This window comes from Wolbachia endosymbiont of Cardiocondyla obscurior (assembly GCF_902713635.1).
GTDB classification, from domain to species: Bacteria; Pseudomonadota; Alphaproteobacteria; order Rickettsiales; family Anaplasmataceae; genus Wolbachia; species Wolbachia pipientis.
The window spans coordinates 1-15360 of sequence record NZ_CACTIU010000023.1; the positions used below are offsets into that span (position 1 = coordinate 1).

The 15360-nt window shown below is 35.0% G+C and carries 15 protein-coding genes and 1 other RNA gene; 8 read left to right on the forward strand and 8 right to left on the reverse strand.

All coding sequences use genetic code 11. The annotated features are described in order from the left end of the window. Positions 1-104: 104 nt before the first annotated feature. Positions 105-1682, reverse strand: a complete 1578-nt coding sequence (locus WOCAOBSORBRA_RS02570) for a penicillin-binding transpeptidase domain-containing protein (RefSeq protein ID WP_174515857.1) — start codon at positions 1680-1682, stop codon at positions 105-107. Further along, complete coding sequence (locus WOCAOBSORBRA_RS02575; protein WP_174515858.1) at positions 1637-2470, reverse strand: polysaccharide deacetylase family protein; 834 nt, start codon at positions 2468-2470, stop codon at positions 1637-1639. The genes WOCAOBSORBRA_RS02570 and WOCAOBSORBRA_RS02575 overlap by 46 nt, the downstream gene beginning before the upstream one ends. A 125-nt stretch (positions 2471-2595) precedes the next feature. Between WOCAOBSORBRA_RS02575 and WOCAOBSORBRA_RS02580 the strand changes: the two genes are divergently transcribed. The 7 genes from WOCAOBSORBRA_RS02580 (at position 2596) to WOCAOBSORBRA_RS02610 (ending at position 8260) form a co-directional block, all read left to right on the forward strand. Next, on the forward strand, positions 2596-4104 hold the full coding sequence (locus WOCAOBSORBRA_RS02580) for a YifB family Mg chelatase-like AAA ATPase (RefSeq protein ID WP_174515859.1): 1509 nt from the start codon (positions 2596-2598) through the stop codon (positions 4102-4104). A gap of 85 nt (positions 4105-4189) precedes the next feature. Further along, positions 4190-4708: a hypothetical protein gene (locus WOCAOBSORBRA_RS02585; protein ID WP_246165607.1), complete on the forward strand. Its 519-nt coding sequence runs from the start codon at positions 4190-4192 to the stop codon at positions 4706-4708. Positions 4709-4953: 245 nt separating this feature from the next. Beyond that, positions 4954-6150 (forward strand): cell division protein FtsZ, encoded by a 1197-nt coding sequence (gene ftsZ, locus WOCAOBSORBRA_RS02590; RefSeq protein WP_010962790.1) that lies wholly within the window; start codon positions 4954-4956, stop codon positions 6148-6150. Then, positions 6150-6548 carry an EVE domain-containing protein gene (locus WOCAOBSORBRA_RS02595; RefSeq protein ID WP_077188253.1) on the forward strand — a complete coding sequence of 133 codons (399 nt, stop codon included), beginning with the start codon at positions 6150-6152 and terminating at the stop codon, positions 6546-6548. Before ftsZ ends, WOCAOBSORBRA_RS02595 begins: the two co-directional genes overlap by 1 nt. 55 nt (positions 6549-6603) lie before the next feature. After that, positions 6604-6939 (forward strand): WPE palindromic element domain-containing protein, encoded by a 336-nt coding sequence (locus WOCAOBSORBRA_RS02600; RefSeq protein WP_174515860.1) that lies wholly within the window; start codon positions 6604-6606, stop codon positions 6937-6939. After that, the gene (ybeY, locus tag WOCAOBSORBRA_RS02605) at positions 6933-7385 is read left to right on the forward strand and encodes an rRNA maturation RNase YbeY (protein ID WP_010082473.1); all 453 of its coding nucleotides are present in this window, start codon (positions 6933-6935) and stop codon (positions 7383-7385) included. Before WOCAOBSORBRA_RS02600 ends, ybeY begins: the two co-directional genes overlap by 7 nt. An 86-nt stretch (positions 7386-7471) precedes the next feature. After that, the gene (locus WOCAOBSORBRA_RS02610; protein WP_010082472.1) at positions 7472-8260 is read left to right on the forward strand and encodes a succinate dehydrogenase iron-sulfur subunit; all 789 of its coding nucleotides are present in this window, start codon (positions 7472-7474) and stop codon (positions 8258-8260) included. 3 nt (positions 8261-8263) lie between these two features. On the opposite strand, the gene WOCAOBSORBRA_RS02615 is transcribed toward WOCAOBSORBRA_RS02610, so the two are convergent. Genes WOCAOBSORBRA_RS02615 through WOCAOBSORBRA_RS02630 form a run of 4 tightly spaced genes read right to left on the reverse strand, consistent with a single transcriptional unit; the run spans position 8264 to position 11697 of the window. Continuing rightward, the gene (locus WOCAOBSORBRA_RS02615; protein WP_010962793.1) at positions 8264-9400 is read right to left on the reverse strand and encodes a hypothetical protein; all 1137 of its coding nucleotides are present in this window, start codon (positions 9398-9400) and stop codon (positions 8264-8266) included. 42 nt (positions 9401-9442) lie between these two features. Beyond that, positions 9443-10222, reverse strand: coding sequence for a GNAT family N-acetyltransferase (locus WOCAOBSORBRA_RS02620; protein WP_155968998.1), 780 nt, complete (start codon positions 10220-10222; stop codon positions 9443-9445). Continuing rightward, complete coding sequence (locus WOCAOBSORBRA_RS02625; protein ID WP_006279290.1) at positions 10212-10694, reverse strand: phosphatidylglycerophosphatase A family protein; 483 nt, start codon at positions 10692-10694, stop codon at positions 10212-10214. Before WOCAOBSORBRA_RS02625 ends, WOCAOBSORBRA_RS02620 begins: the two co-directional genes overlap by 11 nt. Before the next feature lie 19 nt (positions 10695-10713). Then, positions 10714-11697, reverse strand: a complete 984-nt coding sequence (locus WOCAOBSORBRA_RS02630; RefSeq protein WP_010962796.1) for an NAD(P)H-dependent glycerol-3-phosphate dehydrogenase — start codon at positions 11695-11697, stop codon at positions 10714-10716. 325 nt (positions 11698-12022) lie between these two features. Between WOCAOBSORBRA_RS02630 and WOCAOBSORBRA_RS02635 the strand changes: the two genes are divergently transcribed. Beyond that, positions 12023-12793 carry a response regulator transcription factor gene (locus WOCAOBSORBRA_RS02635; protein WP_010962797.1) on the forward strand — a complete coding sequence of 257 codons (771 nt, stop codon included), beginning with the start codon at positions 12023-12025 and terminating at the stop codon, positions 12791-12793. Between the two features lie 51 nt (positions 12794-12844). Here the strand turns inward: WOCAOBSORBRA_RS02635 and rnpB are convergent. Together rnpB and WOCAOBSORBRA_RS02645 are read right to left on the reverse strand one after the other, a co-directional pair. Next, an RNA gene (gene rnpB / locus WOCAOBSORBRA_RS02640) (RNase P RNA component class A) lies at positions 12845-13194 on the reverse strand. A gap of 157 nt (positions 13195-13351) precedes the next feature. Next, positions 13352-15004: a hypothetical protein gene (locus WOCAOBSORBRA_RS02645; protein WP_246165608.1), complete on the reverse strand. Its 1653-nt coding sequence runs from the start codon at positions 15002-15004 to the stop codon at positions 13352-13354. Positions 15005-15360 lie beyond the last annotated feature (356 nt).

Here is a 15360-nt window from a genome sequence, read left to right on the forward strand (position 1 = left end):
TGGCGAAAGCAAATACAATAGCTTCACTATCATGATAAGGGCGCTGGCGAAGGGTGTCAAGTAAGTTTTTTCGTTTCTATTCCCAATAAAAGTTCGTTATATGGTTATGCAAGAAGTTTAATACTCATAGTTTCAAGCATATACTGAAATATTTCATTAGCTATAGCAACATCTTGGCGTGGGGCTTTGCCGTGTTCTATAAACACAGAGATTGCATAGCGCGGGTTATGGTAAGGGCCATAGGCGATAAATAACTTATGACTTTCGCCCTTAGAGTTTATCTCTGGTGTACCGGTTTTACCGGCAATTTGTATACCGCTTAGCCCTTTCTTATAGGTTCCAGTTTTAGAATTCACCACATCAAACATAGCTTTTCGAACTATGCTAAGATGCTCACAATCCACATCAATATCGGGAAAATCTTGTATCGTTTCATTCATCTTAATGCGGGGAATTACCTCTTTTCCTGTTGCAATCCTCGCTGCAAGAACTGCAAGCTGTAGTGGTGTTGTAAGTATATACCCTTGTCCTATAACTAAGTTGATAGTGTCACCTAAATACCACTGCGAATATAGCTTTCGTGTACGCCAATCTCTATCTGGCAACAACCCTGGAGCTTCTTCTTTAAACGTTCCAATCAGTGGCCCACTTCCAATACCAAATTTTCTGGCCATTTCCACCAGAGAGTCTACACTTATTTTTTTCCCTATATTATAAAAGTAAGTGTTGCATGATAATGCCATTGCCTCATTTAAAGATACATACCCATGGACTTTGCTTTTCAGACAACGAAATTTCCGCTCACCTATTTTCATATAGCCCTTGCACGAGAATTTCTCTTCTGGTGTTATTATCCCGTCTTTTAAAGCTGCAAGCGCAACTATTACTTTAAATATTGAACCAGGTGGAATTTGATATGATAACGCACGATTCACGAGCGGCAATGAAGGAGCATTCAAGCTCTCCCAAGTCTCATTTGATAGCCTGCTAGCAAAAAGATTATTATCGTAAGAAGGTGAATTATATAATGCTAAAATTTCTCCATTATTTACATCAATTACCACTGCGGAGCCTTGGTGATCTTTAAATACCTCTGCGGTTTTCTCTTGCAGATTAATATCAATTGTCAGTTGTACATCTTGTCCGTCTTGTTGTGGTATGCTTGATAATTCTTTTATGAGGCGTTTTTTAGAATTTATTTCCTGTTCAGATTTTCCTGGCTTGCCTTTCAATATATGATCATATGTATACTCAATACCGCTGATTCCTACTTCGTTTATGCCTTGTTGTTTTTTTATATATCCAAGTACATGAGAGCATATCGACCCAAACGGGTAGTAACGTTTATAAAGAGCAGTTATTTTTGTTTCTGACGATTTTGCTATTTTAGACTCGACTTCTGATAATGTCTGCAAATCAACTTCCTTACCAGAACCATCAAACAAAACAACATACGAAATTTTGTTTACCGCAAGTTCAATGCTATTCCTATCTAAAATTTTGCCTCGCTGAGGCATAATAGTAGCGACTCTTATTCTATTACTATTAGATAGTGCTTCATACTTTTGTCTGTTTCGTATTTGTAAATTATATAACCTATAGCTAAAAATAGCGGAAATGGTAAGCTGAACACCGCCTAATATAAATGCTCTGCGGTTAAAGACTTTGTTTTTTGTCCGCATAAAATTCCTTCAAAATACACTCCTTCTTCTATTGGTATACTTCTGGCTTTTACTGCATTACAAACCTTTTTTCCCCACTCACTTAAGGTAACAAGCTTGTAACCTGATTTTTTTAGTATTTTAATAATATGAGGTAAAGCTTCAATTGTGTTTGATCTGTTATTGTGATCATGAAATAGTACAATTGCTCCATTGTGTACATTACTTAAAACTCTTTCAACTAAAGTTTCTGGCTTATCACCTTGCCAATCTAGCGAATCAACTGTCCATAATATTGAATACATATTCAATTGACTAGTATTTTTAATCAGATTATCGTCATGACATCCATATGGTGGGCGAAACCATTTTACATCTTGTTTTGTTGCATTTTTAATTGCTGTATTTGTCTTTTCTAGTTCTTGCAATTGTTCCTCACTTGAAAGCGATGTCAATTTCCTATGCGACCAAGAGTGATTGCCTAACTCATGACCTGATTCATGAATTTTCTTTACTATTTCAGACGTTTTTTTATTTATACGTTCACCAAGCACAAAAAACGTTACTTTTGCCTCATAGCTTTCCAGAACGTTAATAATATCGTTTACTCTATTGTTAGACGGTCCATCATCAAACGTAAGCGCAACAAACTTATCGTCATTATTCAATAATTTTTTTATATTACTTAAATTCCTATATGATAGATCCAGATTACAACTGAGCCCACAGTATGGTAAATTAAAATTACAATCACTACAAAAAGCCGTACTTGAATATAGTAAGAGAAAAGTCATTATCCTTATAAACATTTTATAATCAGCAAAGTGATAGGATACTATGCACTTTTTTGCTAAGTTAAGCTATCTTTAATTGCTGTAGCCTTTACTTCATCACTTCTTTAATATATTGTATTAATAATTTTATATAATATATTATGATTGCAAATATAAACACCGTTGCGCTTCAGGGAATTAGCACAGTAAGTGTCAATGCGCAAATCCACATGGCAAATGGTATTCCAGCTTTTAATATTGTTGGCTTGCCAGATAAAACTGTTGCGGAATCCAGAGAGCGCATCAGAGCAGCGTTAAATTCAATCAATCTGCTATTACCCCCAAAAAGAATCACAGTTAATCTCTCCCCTGCAGATTTGCTGAAAGAAGGCAGTCATTATGACTTGGCTATTGCTATTGGACTACTTGTTGTAATGAATGTGATACCAGTTGAAAAAGTTCAGTCTTATATCATTATGGGTGAGCTTGCACTAGACAGCAGAGTCATACCAGTCTCAGGAGTACTTCCAACAGCAATCAATGCAAAACAGGTAAATAAAGGAGTAATTTGCCCAAAAGGAAATGGAGTAGAAGCTTCATGGGTAAAAAATGTTTCAATTCTGGCCATAGAGAAATTAACCGATATTATCAGACACTTTAAGGGTGAACAATTAATTCAGCCAGTAATTTTTAATCATAGTGATGCACCCAAAGAAAAAAGATTGGTTCCCGATATGAAGGATATTAAAGGCCAAGTGGTTGCAAAAAGAGCAGCTGAAATTGCAGCAGCAGGTGGACATAATATGCTTCTTGTTGGACCTCCCGGTACTGGAAAGTCAATGCTTGCTAAACGCTTTATAGGGTTGCTGCCTGATTTGACCGAACAGGAGATGATTGATGTTAATATTATTTCCAGCATAACAAAAACTGGTAATGAAATATTCAAAGTAACTCGTCCCTTTCGTGAACCTCATCATTCATGCTCTATGCCAGCGATGATAGGGGGAGGAAAGAATGCAAAACCTGGAGAAATTACCATGGCTCACAATGGCGTGTTATTCCTTGATGAGTTGCCAGAATTTCCAAGACTTGTGCTTGATTCTCTGCGCCAACCACTTGAAGATAGAAAAGTTACCGTTGCAAGGGCAAATGCTCACATAACCTACCCTGCAAATTTTCAACTGATTGCTGCAATGAACCCTTGCAGGTGCGGTTATTTAGGTGATGCAAGCAGATCGTGCAACAAAGCTCCAAAGTGTGGCACAGATTACAAAAACAAAATATCAGGCCCATTGCTTGATAGAATAGACATATGCATTGAAATGCCAAACGTTAGCATACTCTCTCCTGAAATCTCTGTGGAGGGAGAAAGTACTAAAATCATAAGAGGAAGGGTGATAGCAGCGAGAAAAATTCAAACTGAGCGTTATAGTAAATTGAATGTTCGTTGTAACGCAGAAGTAAGCGGTGAAGCATTTAATAAATTTACTGAACCAGATCAGGCAGGGTTAGAATTGCTAAAATACGTACTGAAAGAAAATTACATTTCCAATCGAGGCTATACACGTGTATTAAAAGTTGCAAGAACCATTGCAGATCTTGCAAAAACTGAAAAAGTAAAAAGAGCACACATTGCTGAAGCGCTGAATTACAGAATCAGATTATACTAATAAATTAAATTACTTGACAGGCAGCTTTTTTTTACTATATATTATTCTTAATGAAATTTTAATATTCTATTTAAGGAGTAGAGTTATGGCAAGAATTGAAGTAATAAAACAGAAATATAGTCAAGAGGGCCTTTGGTCAGCAACTAAAGAAGTTCCTGTGCAAGGTTGGAATCTTGTAAAAGAAAATCCATACAAAACGGCCGCGACTTTTGTAGCAATTGCAGCAGCAATTTCGCTTACAGCTGCTTATTTTTTGAGCCCAGCTTATGCGGCTTTCGTTGGTACAGTTGGAACAAAAGCTGCAACACTCGTTAGTCCTGCTATTACTGCAATGTCTACATTTGCAGTTGCTCATCCGCTAGTTGCTAGTTTGATAGTTGTTGCTGCGGTGGCGGCTTTAATAGCTGCACCTGTGTATGCATATAAGAATAGTAGTAAGGCAAATCAAATTGATGCAGTGAAAGAAGAGATTCTTAAGGTCTGTGAAAAAGATGGTGATAAGCCTAAAATTGATAATGATAAGCTAAAATTTATTGTTAGTGATGTATCAACATCCTTGAATGATGTTGCGGTAGCAGTTGGATTGGTACCAGCAAAAGCATAATAAAGTAGCTTAAACAGAATAAAAAGGGATAGTCTCTGTCCCTTTTTATAAACATTTTCTATTTTTTTGCATCAGTAGAATGATACCTTCTAAAAATATAAAGTTATTATCTGTTATTTTAAATGTTATTAAGAATAAGTAAATCCCGTTTACTGTTTACGCCTATAGAAGTGAAAAGTATTTGCATATTATTAAAAAAGCAGTAACTTATTATCAAGTGAATTCGCTAAATTTGAGTAATTTAAATGTCTATTGATCTTAGTCTGCCGGAGTTACCTATATTACACCCAAGGATTACCGTTGTGGGAGTGGGTGGTGCTGGTGGAAATGCTGTGAATAACATGATCCAATCTAATTTGCAAGGAGTGAATTTTGTTGTCGCAAATACCGACGCTCAAGCACTAGAAAAGTCGTTATGTGATAAAAAAATTCAGCTTGGCATTAATTTAACTAAGGGTCTTGGTGCTGGTGCTTTGCCTGATGTTGGCAAAGGTGCAGCAGAAGAATCAATTGATGAGATTATGGAGCATATAAAAGATAGTCATATGCTTTTCATCACAGCAGGAATGGGCGGTGGTACTGGAACCGGTGCTGCACCGGTAATTGCAAAAGCAGCCAGAGAAGCAAGAGCCGCAGTTAAGGATAGAGCGCCAAAAGAAAAAAAGATATTGACTGTTGGAGTTGTAACTAAACCGTTCGGTTTTGAAGGTGTGCGCCGTATGCGCATTGCAGAGCTTGGACTTGAAGAACTGCAAAAATACGTGGATACACTTATTGTCATTCCAAATCAGAATTTATTTAGAATTGCAAATGAAAAAACTACATTTTCTGATGCATTTAAACTTGCTGACAATGTTCTGCATATTGGCATCAGAGGAGTAACTGACTTGATGGTCATGCCAGGGCTTATTAATCTTGACTTCGCTGATATAGAAACAGTAATGAGCGAGATGGGCAAAGCGATGATTGGCACCGGAGAGGCAGAAGGAGAAGATAGAGCAATTAGTGCTGCAGAAGCTGCAATATCCAATCCATTGCTTGACAATGTATCAATGAAAGGTGCGCAAGGAATATTAATTAACATTACTGGTGGCGGAGATATGACTCTGTTTGAAGTTGATGCTGCAGCCAATAGAGTGCGTGAAGAAGTAGATGAAAATGCAAATATAATATTTGGTGCTACTTTTGATCAAGCGATGGAGGGAAGAGTTAGAGTTTCTGTTCTTGCAACTGGCATTGATGGTCGCAATAATAAATCAGAAACTTCACCTATAAGTCAGAGCGAAGACTCAGAGAAAGAGAAATTTAAGTGGCCATATAGTCAAAGTGAAAGTACGCAAGACAAAACACTGGAAACAAAACCAGCTGAACAGGTAAGCGAAGGAGCTAAGTGGGGCAGCAATATCTATGATATACCAGCTTACTTAAGAAGAAAAAAATAATGCAATTTTGGCTACTCAAGTCAGAGCCAAGTGAATACTCATGGCAAAAAATGGAAAAGGATCAGGTAGTTGAGTGGGATGGTGTGCGCAATTACCAAGCTCAAAATTACATGAAAATTATGAAAGCAAGCGATCTTGCGTTTTTTTATCATACAGGTAAAGAGAAAGCAATACTTGGAATCGTTGAAGTATTTAAAGAGTATTATCATGTTAATGATCCCAAGTTCGGATTAGTGAATGTAAAGTTTTTGAAACCTTTAAATAACCAAGTAACGTTAAATAATATAAAACAAAACCCACTTTTGAAAAATATGACTATATTAAAACAACCACGTTTATCAATTGCCCCAGTTTCGGAAATTGAATGGAATGAAATAATAAGGATGAGTGATGTGTAATACCTGTCATTTCAGTTCCTAAATGATGTCATCTCAGCACACAACGCACAGCTGTATGAATATTTGTCTCGAAGGCAGTGCATTAAACGTTATAGCCGATTTTGCATCAAACACAAAGGTGTCATTCCAGTGCTTGACACTGGAATCCAGCCTTAATGCAACCACATTAAAGCCGTTGTGTTTTAATATAAGATTAGCTACTTTTATATTCACTAACTTGATGTCTAATCAAAATTCCTGGATCCCAGTGTCTAGGCACTGGGATGACATCCTTCTAGTGTACAATATTCGTACAGTTGTGTACATGACACAAGGGTCTATAACTCTTCTTTTTTGGATTCCAGTGTCAGCTATTTGCATGACACCCTTACTGATGTGTCACTCATGTTAGAAGTAAATATTCTTGACAAGAAATGGTGCAGCATTATAGAAAATCCTAAAAATTTTGTATTAGGTGTCATCAATGCTTCTCTAAAAGAATTAAAAATAGACCACTATAAACCAAATATATCAATAGCTCTGGCTGATGATGACTTGCTACATCAACTTAATTTAAAATTTAGAGAAATGGATAAGCCAACTAACGTACTATCATTTCCGTATGAACAATTGTCTAATGAGTGCGATTTAGGAGACATAGCAATTTCAATAGACACAATAAAAAGAGAATCGCATGAGTATTATATACCCATTCTTGCTCACATTGCACACATGTTAGTGCATGGATTACTGCATTTACTTGGTTATGATCACCAAAAAAAAGATGAAGAAATTATAATGAAAAATCTAGAAAGAGAGATTTTAGCTTCGCTTGGCTACAATATGTGTGCGATTTAAAAGGAATTTAATAAAAATATAGTAGATGATAATAAAATATGTTATCTACAAAGGGTTTTAGCTATAAACAATAAAAGGTAAGTGATATGGTTCAGTTTTCTTTGCCAAAGAATTCTAAAATTAATCAAAAGGGCAAAATTTATCCTATTCCTGCTAGAGCAAAAAACATCAGAAGATTTCAAATTTACCGTTGGTCTGCTGATGACGAGAAAAACCCTAGAATAGACACATTTTTTATTGATATGGATAGTTGTGGCCCTATGGTACTTGATGCATTAATAAAAATAAAGGATGAAATAGATTCGACTTTAACTTTCAGACGTTCTTGTAGAGAAGGCATATGTGGATCTTGTGCCATGAATATTGACGGAACCAATACTCTTGCATGTACTAGATCTATACATGATATAAAAGGTGACGTAAAAATATATCCATTACCTCACATGTATGTAATAAAGGACCTAGTCTCGGATTTGAGCCAATTTTATGAGCAATACAAATCAATTAAACCTTGGTTACAAGCAGATAAGCCTGCCCTACCAAATAAAGAATACTCTCAATCTTCTGAAGATAGAAAAAAATTAGATGGCTTGTCCGACTGTATATTATGTGCTTGCTGTTCGACTGGTTGCCCAAGCTACTGGTGGAATAGTGATAAATTTTTAGGACCAGCAATACTATTACAAGCTTACAGATGGATTGCTGACAGCCGTGATAATAAGACAGGTGAAAGACTTGATGTTTTAAACGACCCATTCAAGTTGTATCGTTGTCATACAATAATGAATTGCACAAAAACTTGTCCTAAAGGACTTAATCCAGCAAGAGCAATAGCGAAAGTAAAACAGCTCATGGTAGAGAGAGAAGGAGTTTAAGTATTATCTTTTGCATTCTTCGTAAGAGAACAGCAAACCTTCCGAAGCGTAGGGTATTGTTAATACCCTGAACGCTTTTCCGTTTGTGAAGTGCATCGTATCATCGTACGATTCAAATAATTTTTTGAACAACTCATGTCTTTGGTTACTAATAGTTTGAAAATCCTCTTTTTCTAAAAGCTTTTTAGATTCGAAGAGGTAAAGCATAACTTCGTGATAAGTTGGGTAAGATGCCAAAAATTTTGGGTCAAATTGAAAGGTTTTTATAAAAGCATTATTATAAAATTTTAGCTTTTGATTCTTACTATATATTACTATAGCAACCGGTAACCTCTCAAGCAAATTTTTCTGTGTAGCTAAATAACTGTTTAATTCAGTATATAATTTCTCTGCATCACTAACATCTTTCCCATACATTACTATGCTACCAGAACCTTGTATTGGAATTTTAACAAAATCGAAAACCTTAGGTTCGTTCTTATAAGTTATGACATGTCTTCCTGGTTTTGTGCTATGAGCGCTACCGGTAATAGCAAATTTCTTAGAACCATCTACATATTTATCATAAAACAAGTTATAAAATTCCACCTTTCTACTCTTGTTATATCTTAGTATTGGAAACGGTAAAGAGTTGAAAACGTTTTTATAGCTCTCCACTTCCTGTGTAAGCTTACTATTTTCTAACTCAAGTCCGTTAGCCTTTATCTTACAGTCTGAGACATTCCTTATCCATAACAGCACACCTATCACATTGTTAGAATCATCTATTATGCTTCTACCGTAACATATGCAATAAACCTCACTGTCTTTTGACTTTAAATCTAGAGTAAAAGATTTATTTATTTCCTTTGCCTCAACAAAATTTTTGATTAAGCTTTCTGATTGCTCAAAAAAATTCACAAACTCATTAAATGAGTAAAAAACAGTATTAAGCAAAATTAGTAAATTGGGAGAGAACTTTTCTATACGTTTTTTTGCATCCCAAATATAAAACCCATCATTCACAGTATCAATTAAATTATTTATGATAACATTTTGATGCTGTAAGTTCTTAATCTTATTACTAATTTTTAATTTAGAATAAGAGAGAAAGAATAATATTAGAATCAATATTAAAACCACTTCATACAAAAAAAACATAGCACTTTTAAAACAAATGTAAAAATTTGTAACCGCTCAGAATTATGCTGAAGAGGTATATAAGTAAAGATTGCCTAACATTTGAAAGCCCAATCTCTTATAAAGGTTCACAGAAGATTTCATACAATGTGCTACTATATATTTGCATTCAAGCTGTTTAGCTATCTTTATTCTTTCTAAAACCATTTGGGTACCTATTCCACGATTCCTGTAAATTGGTAAAACTCCATCACTATAAAAACCAGCTACGCTATCTTGAACATAAAGACCGCATGTCCCAATAATTTCATTATTTAGTGTTACAAGAAAAAATCTTAATCTTGAGTTCTTATCATCATAATTTGATAATCCGCGAAAAAATGTGCTGACAATTCCAACGCCATGATAAAAAATTTTAGAAGTGTGTAGATCTAACTGTTCTAAGAGGTTGCTACCATTCACAGCATTTAACCTCAAGTTTGGAATAACATCAGCAGGTAAAAAGTAATTTTTCATATTAAGTAAAGCTTTTTTTGGTGTGCTAACGTGTTTTATTTCACACTTTTCTAAAATCTCTCTTATTTTCATATGTGAATTTATTACCCATGTTGCTTCTATATCTCTTGTTCTGAGATAATCTAGAGTTTTTTGTATAGAAAGCTCGGTACATTGATCTCCACAGAACACAAAATTAAATAATGACTCCCTGGTACCATTTATTGTAAATATGATGTTATCAAATTCATCGTGTACTTCCCACTCAGATAAATTCGCTGTGTACAGTATATAATCCTTTAGATTTTGAACAATTAAGCTTGAATAATAAATTTTTTTATCCTGCATACACCAACAATAAACAATAAAAGGCTCCTATAAGAACACAGGCTAAAATTGCAGCTATAACGTCATCTAGCATAATACCTAAAGGACCTTTGGTATTTTTATCGATTAAATTTATAGGCCACGTTTTTATTATATCAAAAAACCTAAAAGAAAAAAAGCACAACAACAATGAAGAACAATTCATCTCTTGGCTTAACAATATCGAAACTAAAAGTATCGTCAGCAATTGACCAACCACTTCGTCAATTACTACCTCTTTTGGATCACATGAAGTCTTGTAATGTTTTATATAATTACCTGTAGACCATAATCCAATTAAGAATAAAAAAGAAATAATTGCTGCACCTAAAATTTTGTTGCTCAGGATTACAGGAACAAGCGGAAAAGAAGCCAAACTACCCACAGTACCTGGCATTTTTTTTACTGTTCCAGACAGCCACCACGTTGATATTAATTTATATAAAAATTTCACAATATATCCAAATACAAAATTAACTTATAAGAACAGAAAGAGTATCCTCTATAGAGGCGCTTTCATACAATAATCTATAGACCGCTTCACATATAGGCATTTTTATCTTTAGCTTTCCTGCTAAATTAAATATGGACTCAGCAGTGCTAAAACCTTCAATCACTGACTTGCCTTCTGACAAAATCTGCTGAACATTAAAGCCATTGTCACTATTACCTATTTTAAACCCAAAAGATAAGTTTCTTGAATTCAAGGATGTGCATGTCATAATTAGGTCACCCAGACATGCTGGCCCAAGTAGTGTATTTATATCCACACTACCGTCACCAATTTTTGCTGAGTATAAAGCCTTAATTTCGCTCATACTTTTCGTAATCAATGCTGCATGAGCATTAAACCCAAGTTTACTACCTAGAACAATCCCACACGCTATAGCAAAAACGTTCTTTAACGCTGCACAAATCTGTACTCCTATAATGTCGTTACTAAACTCCAATTTAACATTTTCTTGTTGCAGCTCTGATACTAGCTTTGAACCTAATGTGTTATTTTGGCATGCAAGAACCATTGAATAGGGTAATTTTCTTGCAACTTCTACAGCAAAGCTAGGACCTGAAAAAATAGCAATAGGATTGTTAGGTAAAATTTCATTTACTATTTCACTAGGTAATTTTAATGTAGACTTTTCTATTCCCTTACAAGCTAAAATTATTGCTACATCTTTTTTCAGATTACAATTATGCAATTGCTGACATACCTTCCTCAGAGACTGAGTGGGAACAGCGAGGATTGTTACTGAAGCATTAATTATGTCTTCAATAGCCAATTTTACTGACACATTATCAGAAATTCGACAACCGGGTAGCTTGTCACTTTCTCTTTTCCCGTTGATTGATTCAAATGTAGTTTCATTGTGAGTCCACAAAATCACATCTTTCTTACTACCTAATGAAATTGCGATTGCTGTACCCCATGCACCAGCACCTAAAATTGATATTGCCACACAATATTCCTGAAAATATTACTTATACTTTAAAATAGTAGGATAAGTAAATTAAAAATATAACACAGACATATAGAATAGTTAAATATTTATTAACCGAAGTATTCTTTTAATAATAGTAACTTTAATTCAATATTTACTAAAAATATTATTACTATCATGGTATGTCTATTATATTTTAGATCTATTTATATAACTTTGGAACAATATATTTACTATTAATTAATAAGTGTAATTTTGATCATTTGTTAATAAAAATTTGATTTATTACTTTCCTTAGTTATATATATTACTAAAATTATAAATTATTTATGGGGTGTAAAATATGCGTATATTATTAATTGAAGATGATCAAGTAAGTGCAAAGACTGTAGTTAACGCCTTAACTTCTGATGGACACTTCTGTGACGTTGTTACTTCTGCACAAGATTATAACAATAATATGGTTTCCTCAAACGGAGATTACTATGACCTAGTTATTTTAGATATACACTTACCTGGTGATATTGACGGATATGATATATTGTTAAGACTAAGAAGTGCAAAAATCAAAGTTCCTGTCTTAATACTTTCATGCATATCCGCTGTCAATCACAAAGCTAAAGGACTCGGGTATGGTGCCGATGATTACTTAACCAAGCCATTTCATAAAAGCGAGTTATTAGCTCGAATTAAGGCCATAGTGCGTCGTACTAAAGGCCATCCTGAATCGGTGATAAAGATTGGTAATATAAATATCAATTTTGATCACAGGGTTGTTGAGGTGAAAGGTAAAACGGTTCACCTTACTAATAAAGAGTATTCTATGATAGAATTGCTAGCACTGCGTAAAGGAACAGTACTAACAAAAGAAATGTTCTTAAATCATCTTTACAATGGCTTGGATGAACCTTCAGATAACAAGATAGTTGATGTTTTTATGTGCAAATTACGTAAGAAACTTGAAAGTGCAAATGATGGAAAAAGCCACATAGAAACCGTTTGGGGCAGAGGGTATGTTCTGAAAGAGTATATTGATGATGATGAATATTCTAATGTTAATGTAGGCGAAAGTAGTGATGGCTATCAAGCAGAACAAGTGAAGGACAACGCATGAAATGCCTACACATTTAAATATAGCATGGCTTATATCGCACGTATCATGTGAACGCCTAGGTGAAATATAAGCCGAGTTCTGTTTATGTAGCTATTTATCTGGAGTAAATGTTACCATTTACCGCATGCGATTTACCCGAGTAGATATGAGGAAAACATAAAATCTACTTCTATTTAATCTTGCTCCTAGTGTTGGTTACTCGACTACCAATGTTGCCATTGCCATGGTGTGCTCTTACCACACCTTTTCACCCTTACCTAAAAATATTTTAGGCGGTAATTTTCTGTAGCCCTATAACTGGAGTTACCTCCGGCGGGCATTACCCGTCACTATTTTTCCTTGGAGCCCGGACTTTCCTCTGCTATGTTTATCACACAACAGCAGCTACTTATTTCACCTAGGAATTATACTTTAACATGAAAATCACAAAAGCAAAAGACAATTTCCTAACAGTCTACATATTAAAAACATTTAGACAAATAGCTAAAGGTGATATTCCGGCACATCATCACTATCCCAAGATAAGCTTTTTTCACTTTTAGACTCCGCTTCAGTTAGTCAAGAGCCTGGTCCACCGCTTGAAGACGATGAGCTACTTCTTGATCGACTACTACTTTCTACTGATATACTATTTAGCACTGTTTCAGATTGATATATAGTTCGCATTCTGTTACCAGTGGTAAAAATTTCTTCATCGCTACTTGAAGATGATCGCCTTCTATAACCCAAATCAGTTAGTTCTAATACAGGAGCAGCATTACGACCCTTAACATATCTATATGCTATGAATCCTATAATTCCAACAATACCTATTGCTCCAACCAAAGATCCCCCTATCATTCCTGCCTTATTAGACCCTATAGCAAGTTGAGTAGGTTGTGGTGAAGAAGTAGACTGAGGAAGTAAAGTCGTGGTGAATATAGGAGTTGTTGACTCTTTTGTTCTAGTACTTGGTATACTAAATACTGTTTGTGTAGTTTTCTCTGAGCTTGTTGTTGGCGCAGTTGGTTCCACTGTTACTGTGCTTGTTTGAGTCGTTGACTCTGTTGAAGGTTTATTCGTTGTAGAAGTAGGTGCAACGGCTTCTGTTGTTGGCTTCACTGTTACTGTACTTGTTTGAGTCGTTGACTCTGTTGAAGGTTTACTCATCGTAGAAGTCGACGCACCAGTCGCTGCTGTAGGTTTTACAGTACTTGTCTCAGTCCCTGAAGTTACTATCGGCACACTAGTTGACGTTGTAGCAACCGTGGTCGCTTGTGAAGTAGTAGTTGTTTTTGCTACTGTCGTTGACTCCGTTGAAGGTTTACTTATTGTAGAAGTAGGTGCAACGGCTTCCGTTGTCAATTTAGTAGTCTTCACAGCGTCGGTTTCTGCTGTGCTAGTAATTGCAGCAGTCGGCGTTTTCTTAGAAGTCACAACCGTTTCTGCAACAGTTATAGGAGCCACGGTACTACTAGAAATAATATCTGGCGTTAATCGACCGTTAATGATATTAACAAAATCACTGAGAGTTTTGATGCTATTTGCCGGTATTATTGTTGCTTCAGAAGATTTTCCAGAGCCGTTTTGATTAAAAGTTACAATATTTTCTCCACTTACCGCAGTTACGATAAAACCACCCTGACCGTTGCCTTTAATATATAATTGCTCTATAGGATCTGTAAATTGATAGATAGGAAAATCTGACACTGATCCATTTTTAAGTAGAGTTGCTATATGTAACCTCTGCTCATTAGCTGATTGGTCATTTTCAAGAAAAGCAACTAGATCATTTCCTTCCGTTTGTTCAACATACTGCAAAAAGCTTATTTCATGTTCTCTAGAAAGAGATAGTGCTTTATTATCTATTTGACCTTTTCGATTACCAAGTAAAAAGCCATTAACTCCATCCTTCAGACCCTGAATCACTTTAGCCATATCAAATTTAAAAATACGTGTTTTTCTCACCTCTTGATTTTCCTTAGTAATCCTTTTGCTCACTTGCGAATAAAGCATCGTGTTTCCATTTAATGCCAATTGCCCCTGATTATCAAAATTGAACAATTTTCTTTCTGTAACACCTTTTTCTCCAGTCAATACCTTAAATTTTCCGCTCTCGCTTGACTTTAAGTACCAAGAAACTAAAGTTTGATCCTTTAAGTTATGGGCGATTACAATTACGTCACCATTACCAACTTTCACTGCTCTTGGTTGAAAGTAACTATTGCCCACATTTGCAAGACTATTATTATCAATATTCTTTTGTAATTTTCTTTTATCTAAATGTTCAACTGAAGGAGTATTAACTGATTGTTTAATTCCGTAAGTGTTAAAAGATAAGCCTTTAACGCATTTTTCTCCTTCTTCGCTAATTCCTTCTTCAGGAAAGATAACTCCAACTTTATCTATTTCAGCTGAATCTTCTATTAATGTGAGAGATAATTGATCTTTGAATTCATTTGCTACGCTGATATTTGTACCACATTCGTATGTTTTTGATTGATATAATGGACTATAGTATTTTCTAAAATGAATGATAAATTTCCATTATGGTATTACCAACCAAAAGTTGTAAGTCTGTATATTTA

Excerpts from the sequence above, each read along its gene's own strand:
- WOCAOBSORBRA_RS02620 (WP_155968998.1), bottom strand. The coding sequence starts at position 10,222 with ATGCAGGATAAAAAAATTTATTATTCAAGCTTAATTGTTCAAAATCTA.
- WOCAOBSORBRA_RS02615 (WP_010962793.1), bottom strand. The coding sequence starts at position 9,400 with ATGTTTTTTTTGTATGAAGTGGTTTTAATATTGATTCTAATATTATTC.
- ybeY (WP_010082473.1), top strand. The coding sequence starts at position 6,933 with ATGTTAGAAGTAAATATTCTTGACAAGAAATGGTGCAGCATTATAGAA.
- WOCAOBSORBRA_RS02570 (WP_174515857.1), bottom strand. The coding sequence starts at position 1,682 with ATGCGGACAAAAAACAAAGTCTTTAACCGCAGAGCATTTATATTAGGC.
- WOCAOBSORBRA_RS02575 (WP_174515858.1), bottom strand. The coding sequence starts at position 2,470 with ATGTTTATAAGGATAATGACTTTTCTCTTACTATATTCAAGTACGGCT.
- WOCAOBSORBRA_RS02635 (WP_010962797.1), top strand. The coding sequence starts at position 12,023 with ATGCGTATATTATTAATTGAAGATGATCAAGTAAGTGCAAAGACTGTA.
- WOCAOBSORBRA_RS02580 (WP_174515859.1), top strand. The coding sequence starts at position 2,596 with ATGATTGCAAATATAAACACCGTTGCGCTTCAGGGAATTAGCACAGTA.
- WOCAOBSORBRA_RS02585 (WP_246165607.1), top strand. The coding sequence starts at position 4,190 with ATGGCAAGAATTGAAGTAATAAAACAGAAATATAGTCAAGAGGGCCTT.
- WOCAOBSORBRA_RS02595 (WP_077188253.1), top strand. The coding sequence starts at position 6,150 with ATGCAATTTTGGCTACTCAAGTCAGAGCCAAGTGAATACTCATGGCAA.
- WOCAOBSORBRA_RS02600 (WP_174515860.1), top strand. The coding sequence starts at position 6,604 with ATGAATATTTGTCTCGAAGGCAGTGCATTAAACGTTATAGCCGATTTT.
- ftsZ (WP_010962790.1), top strand. The coding sequence starts at position 4,954 with ATGTCTATTGATCTTAGTCTGCCGGAGTTACCTATATTACACCCAAGG.
- WOCAOBSORBRA_RS02610 (WP_010082472.1), top strand. The coding sequence starts at position 7,472 with ATGGTTCAGTTTTCTTTGCCAAAGAATTCTAAAATTAATCAAAAGGGC.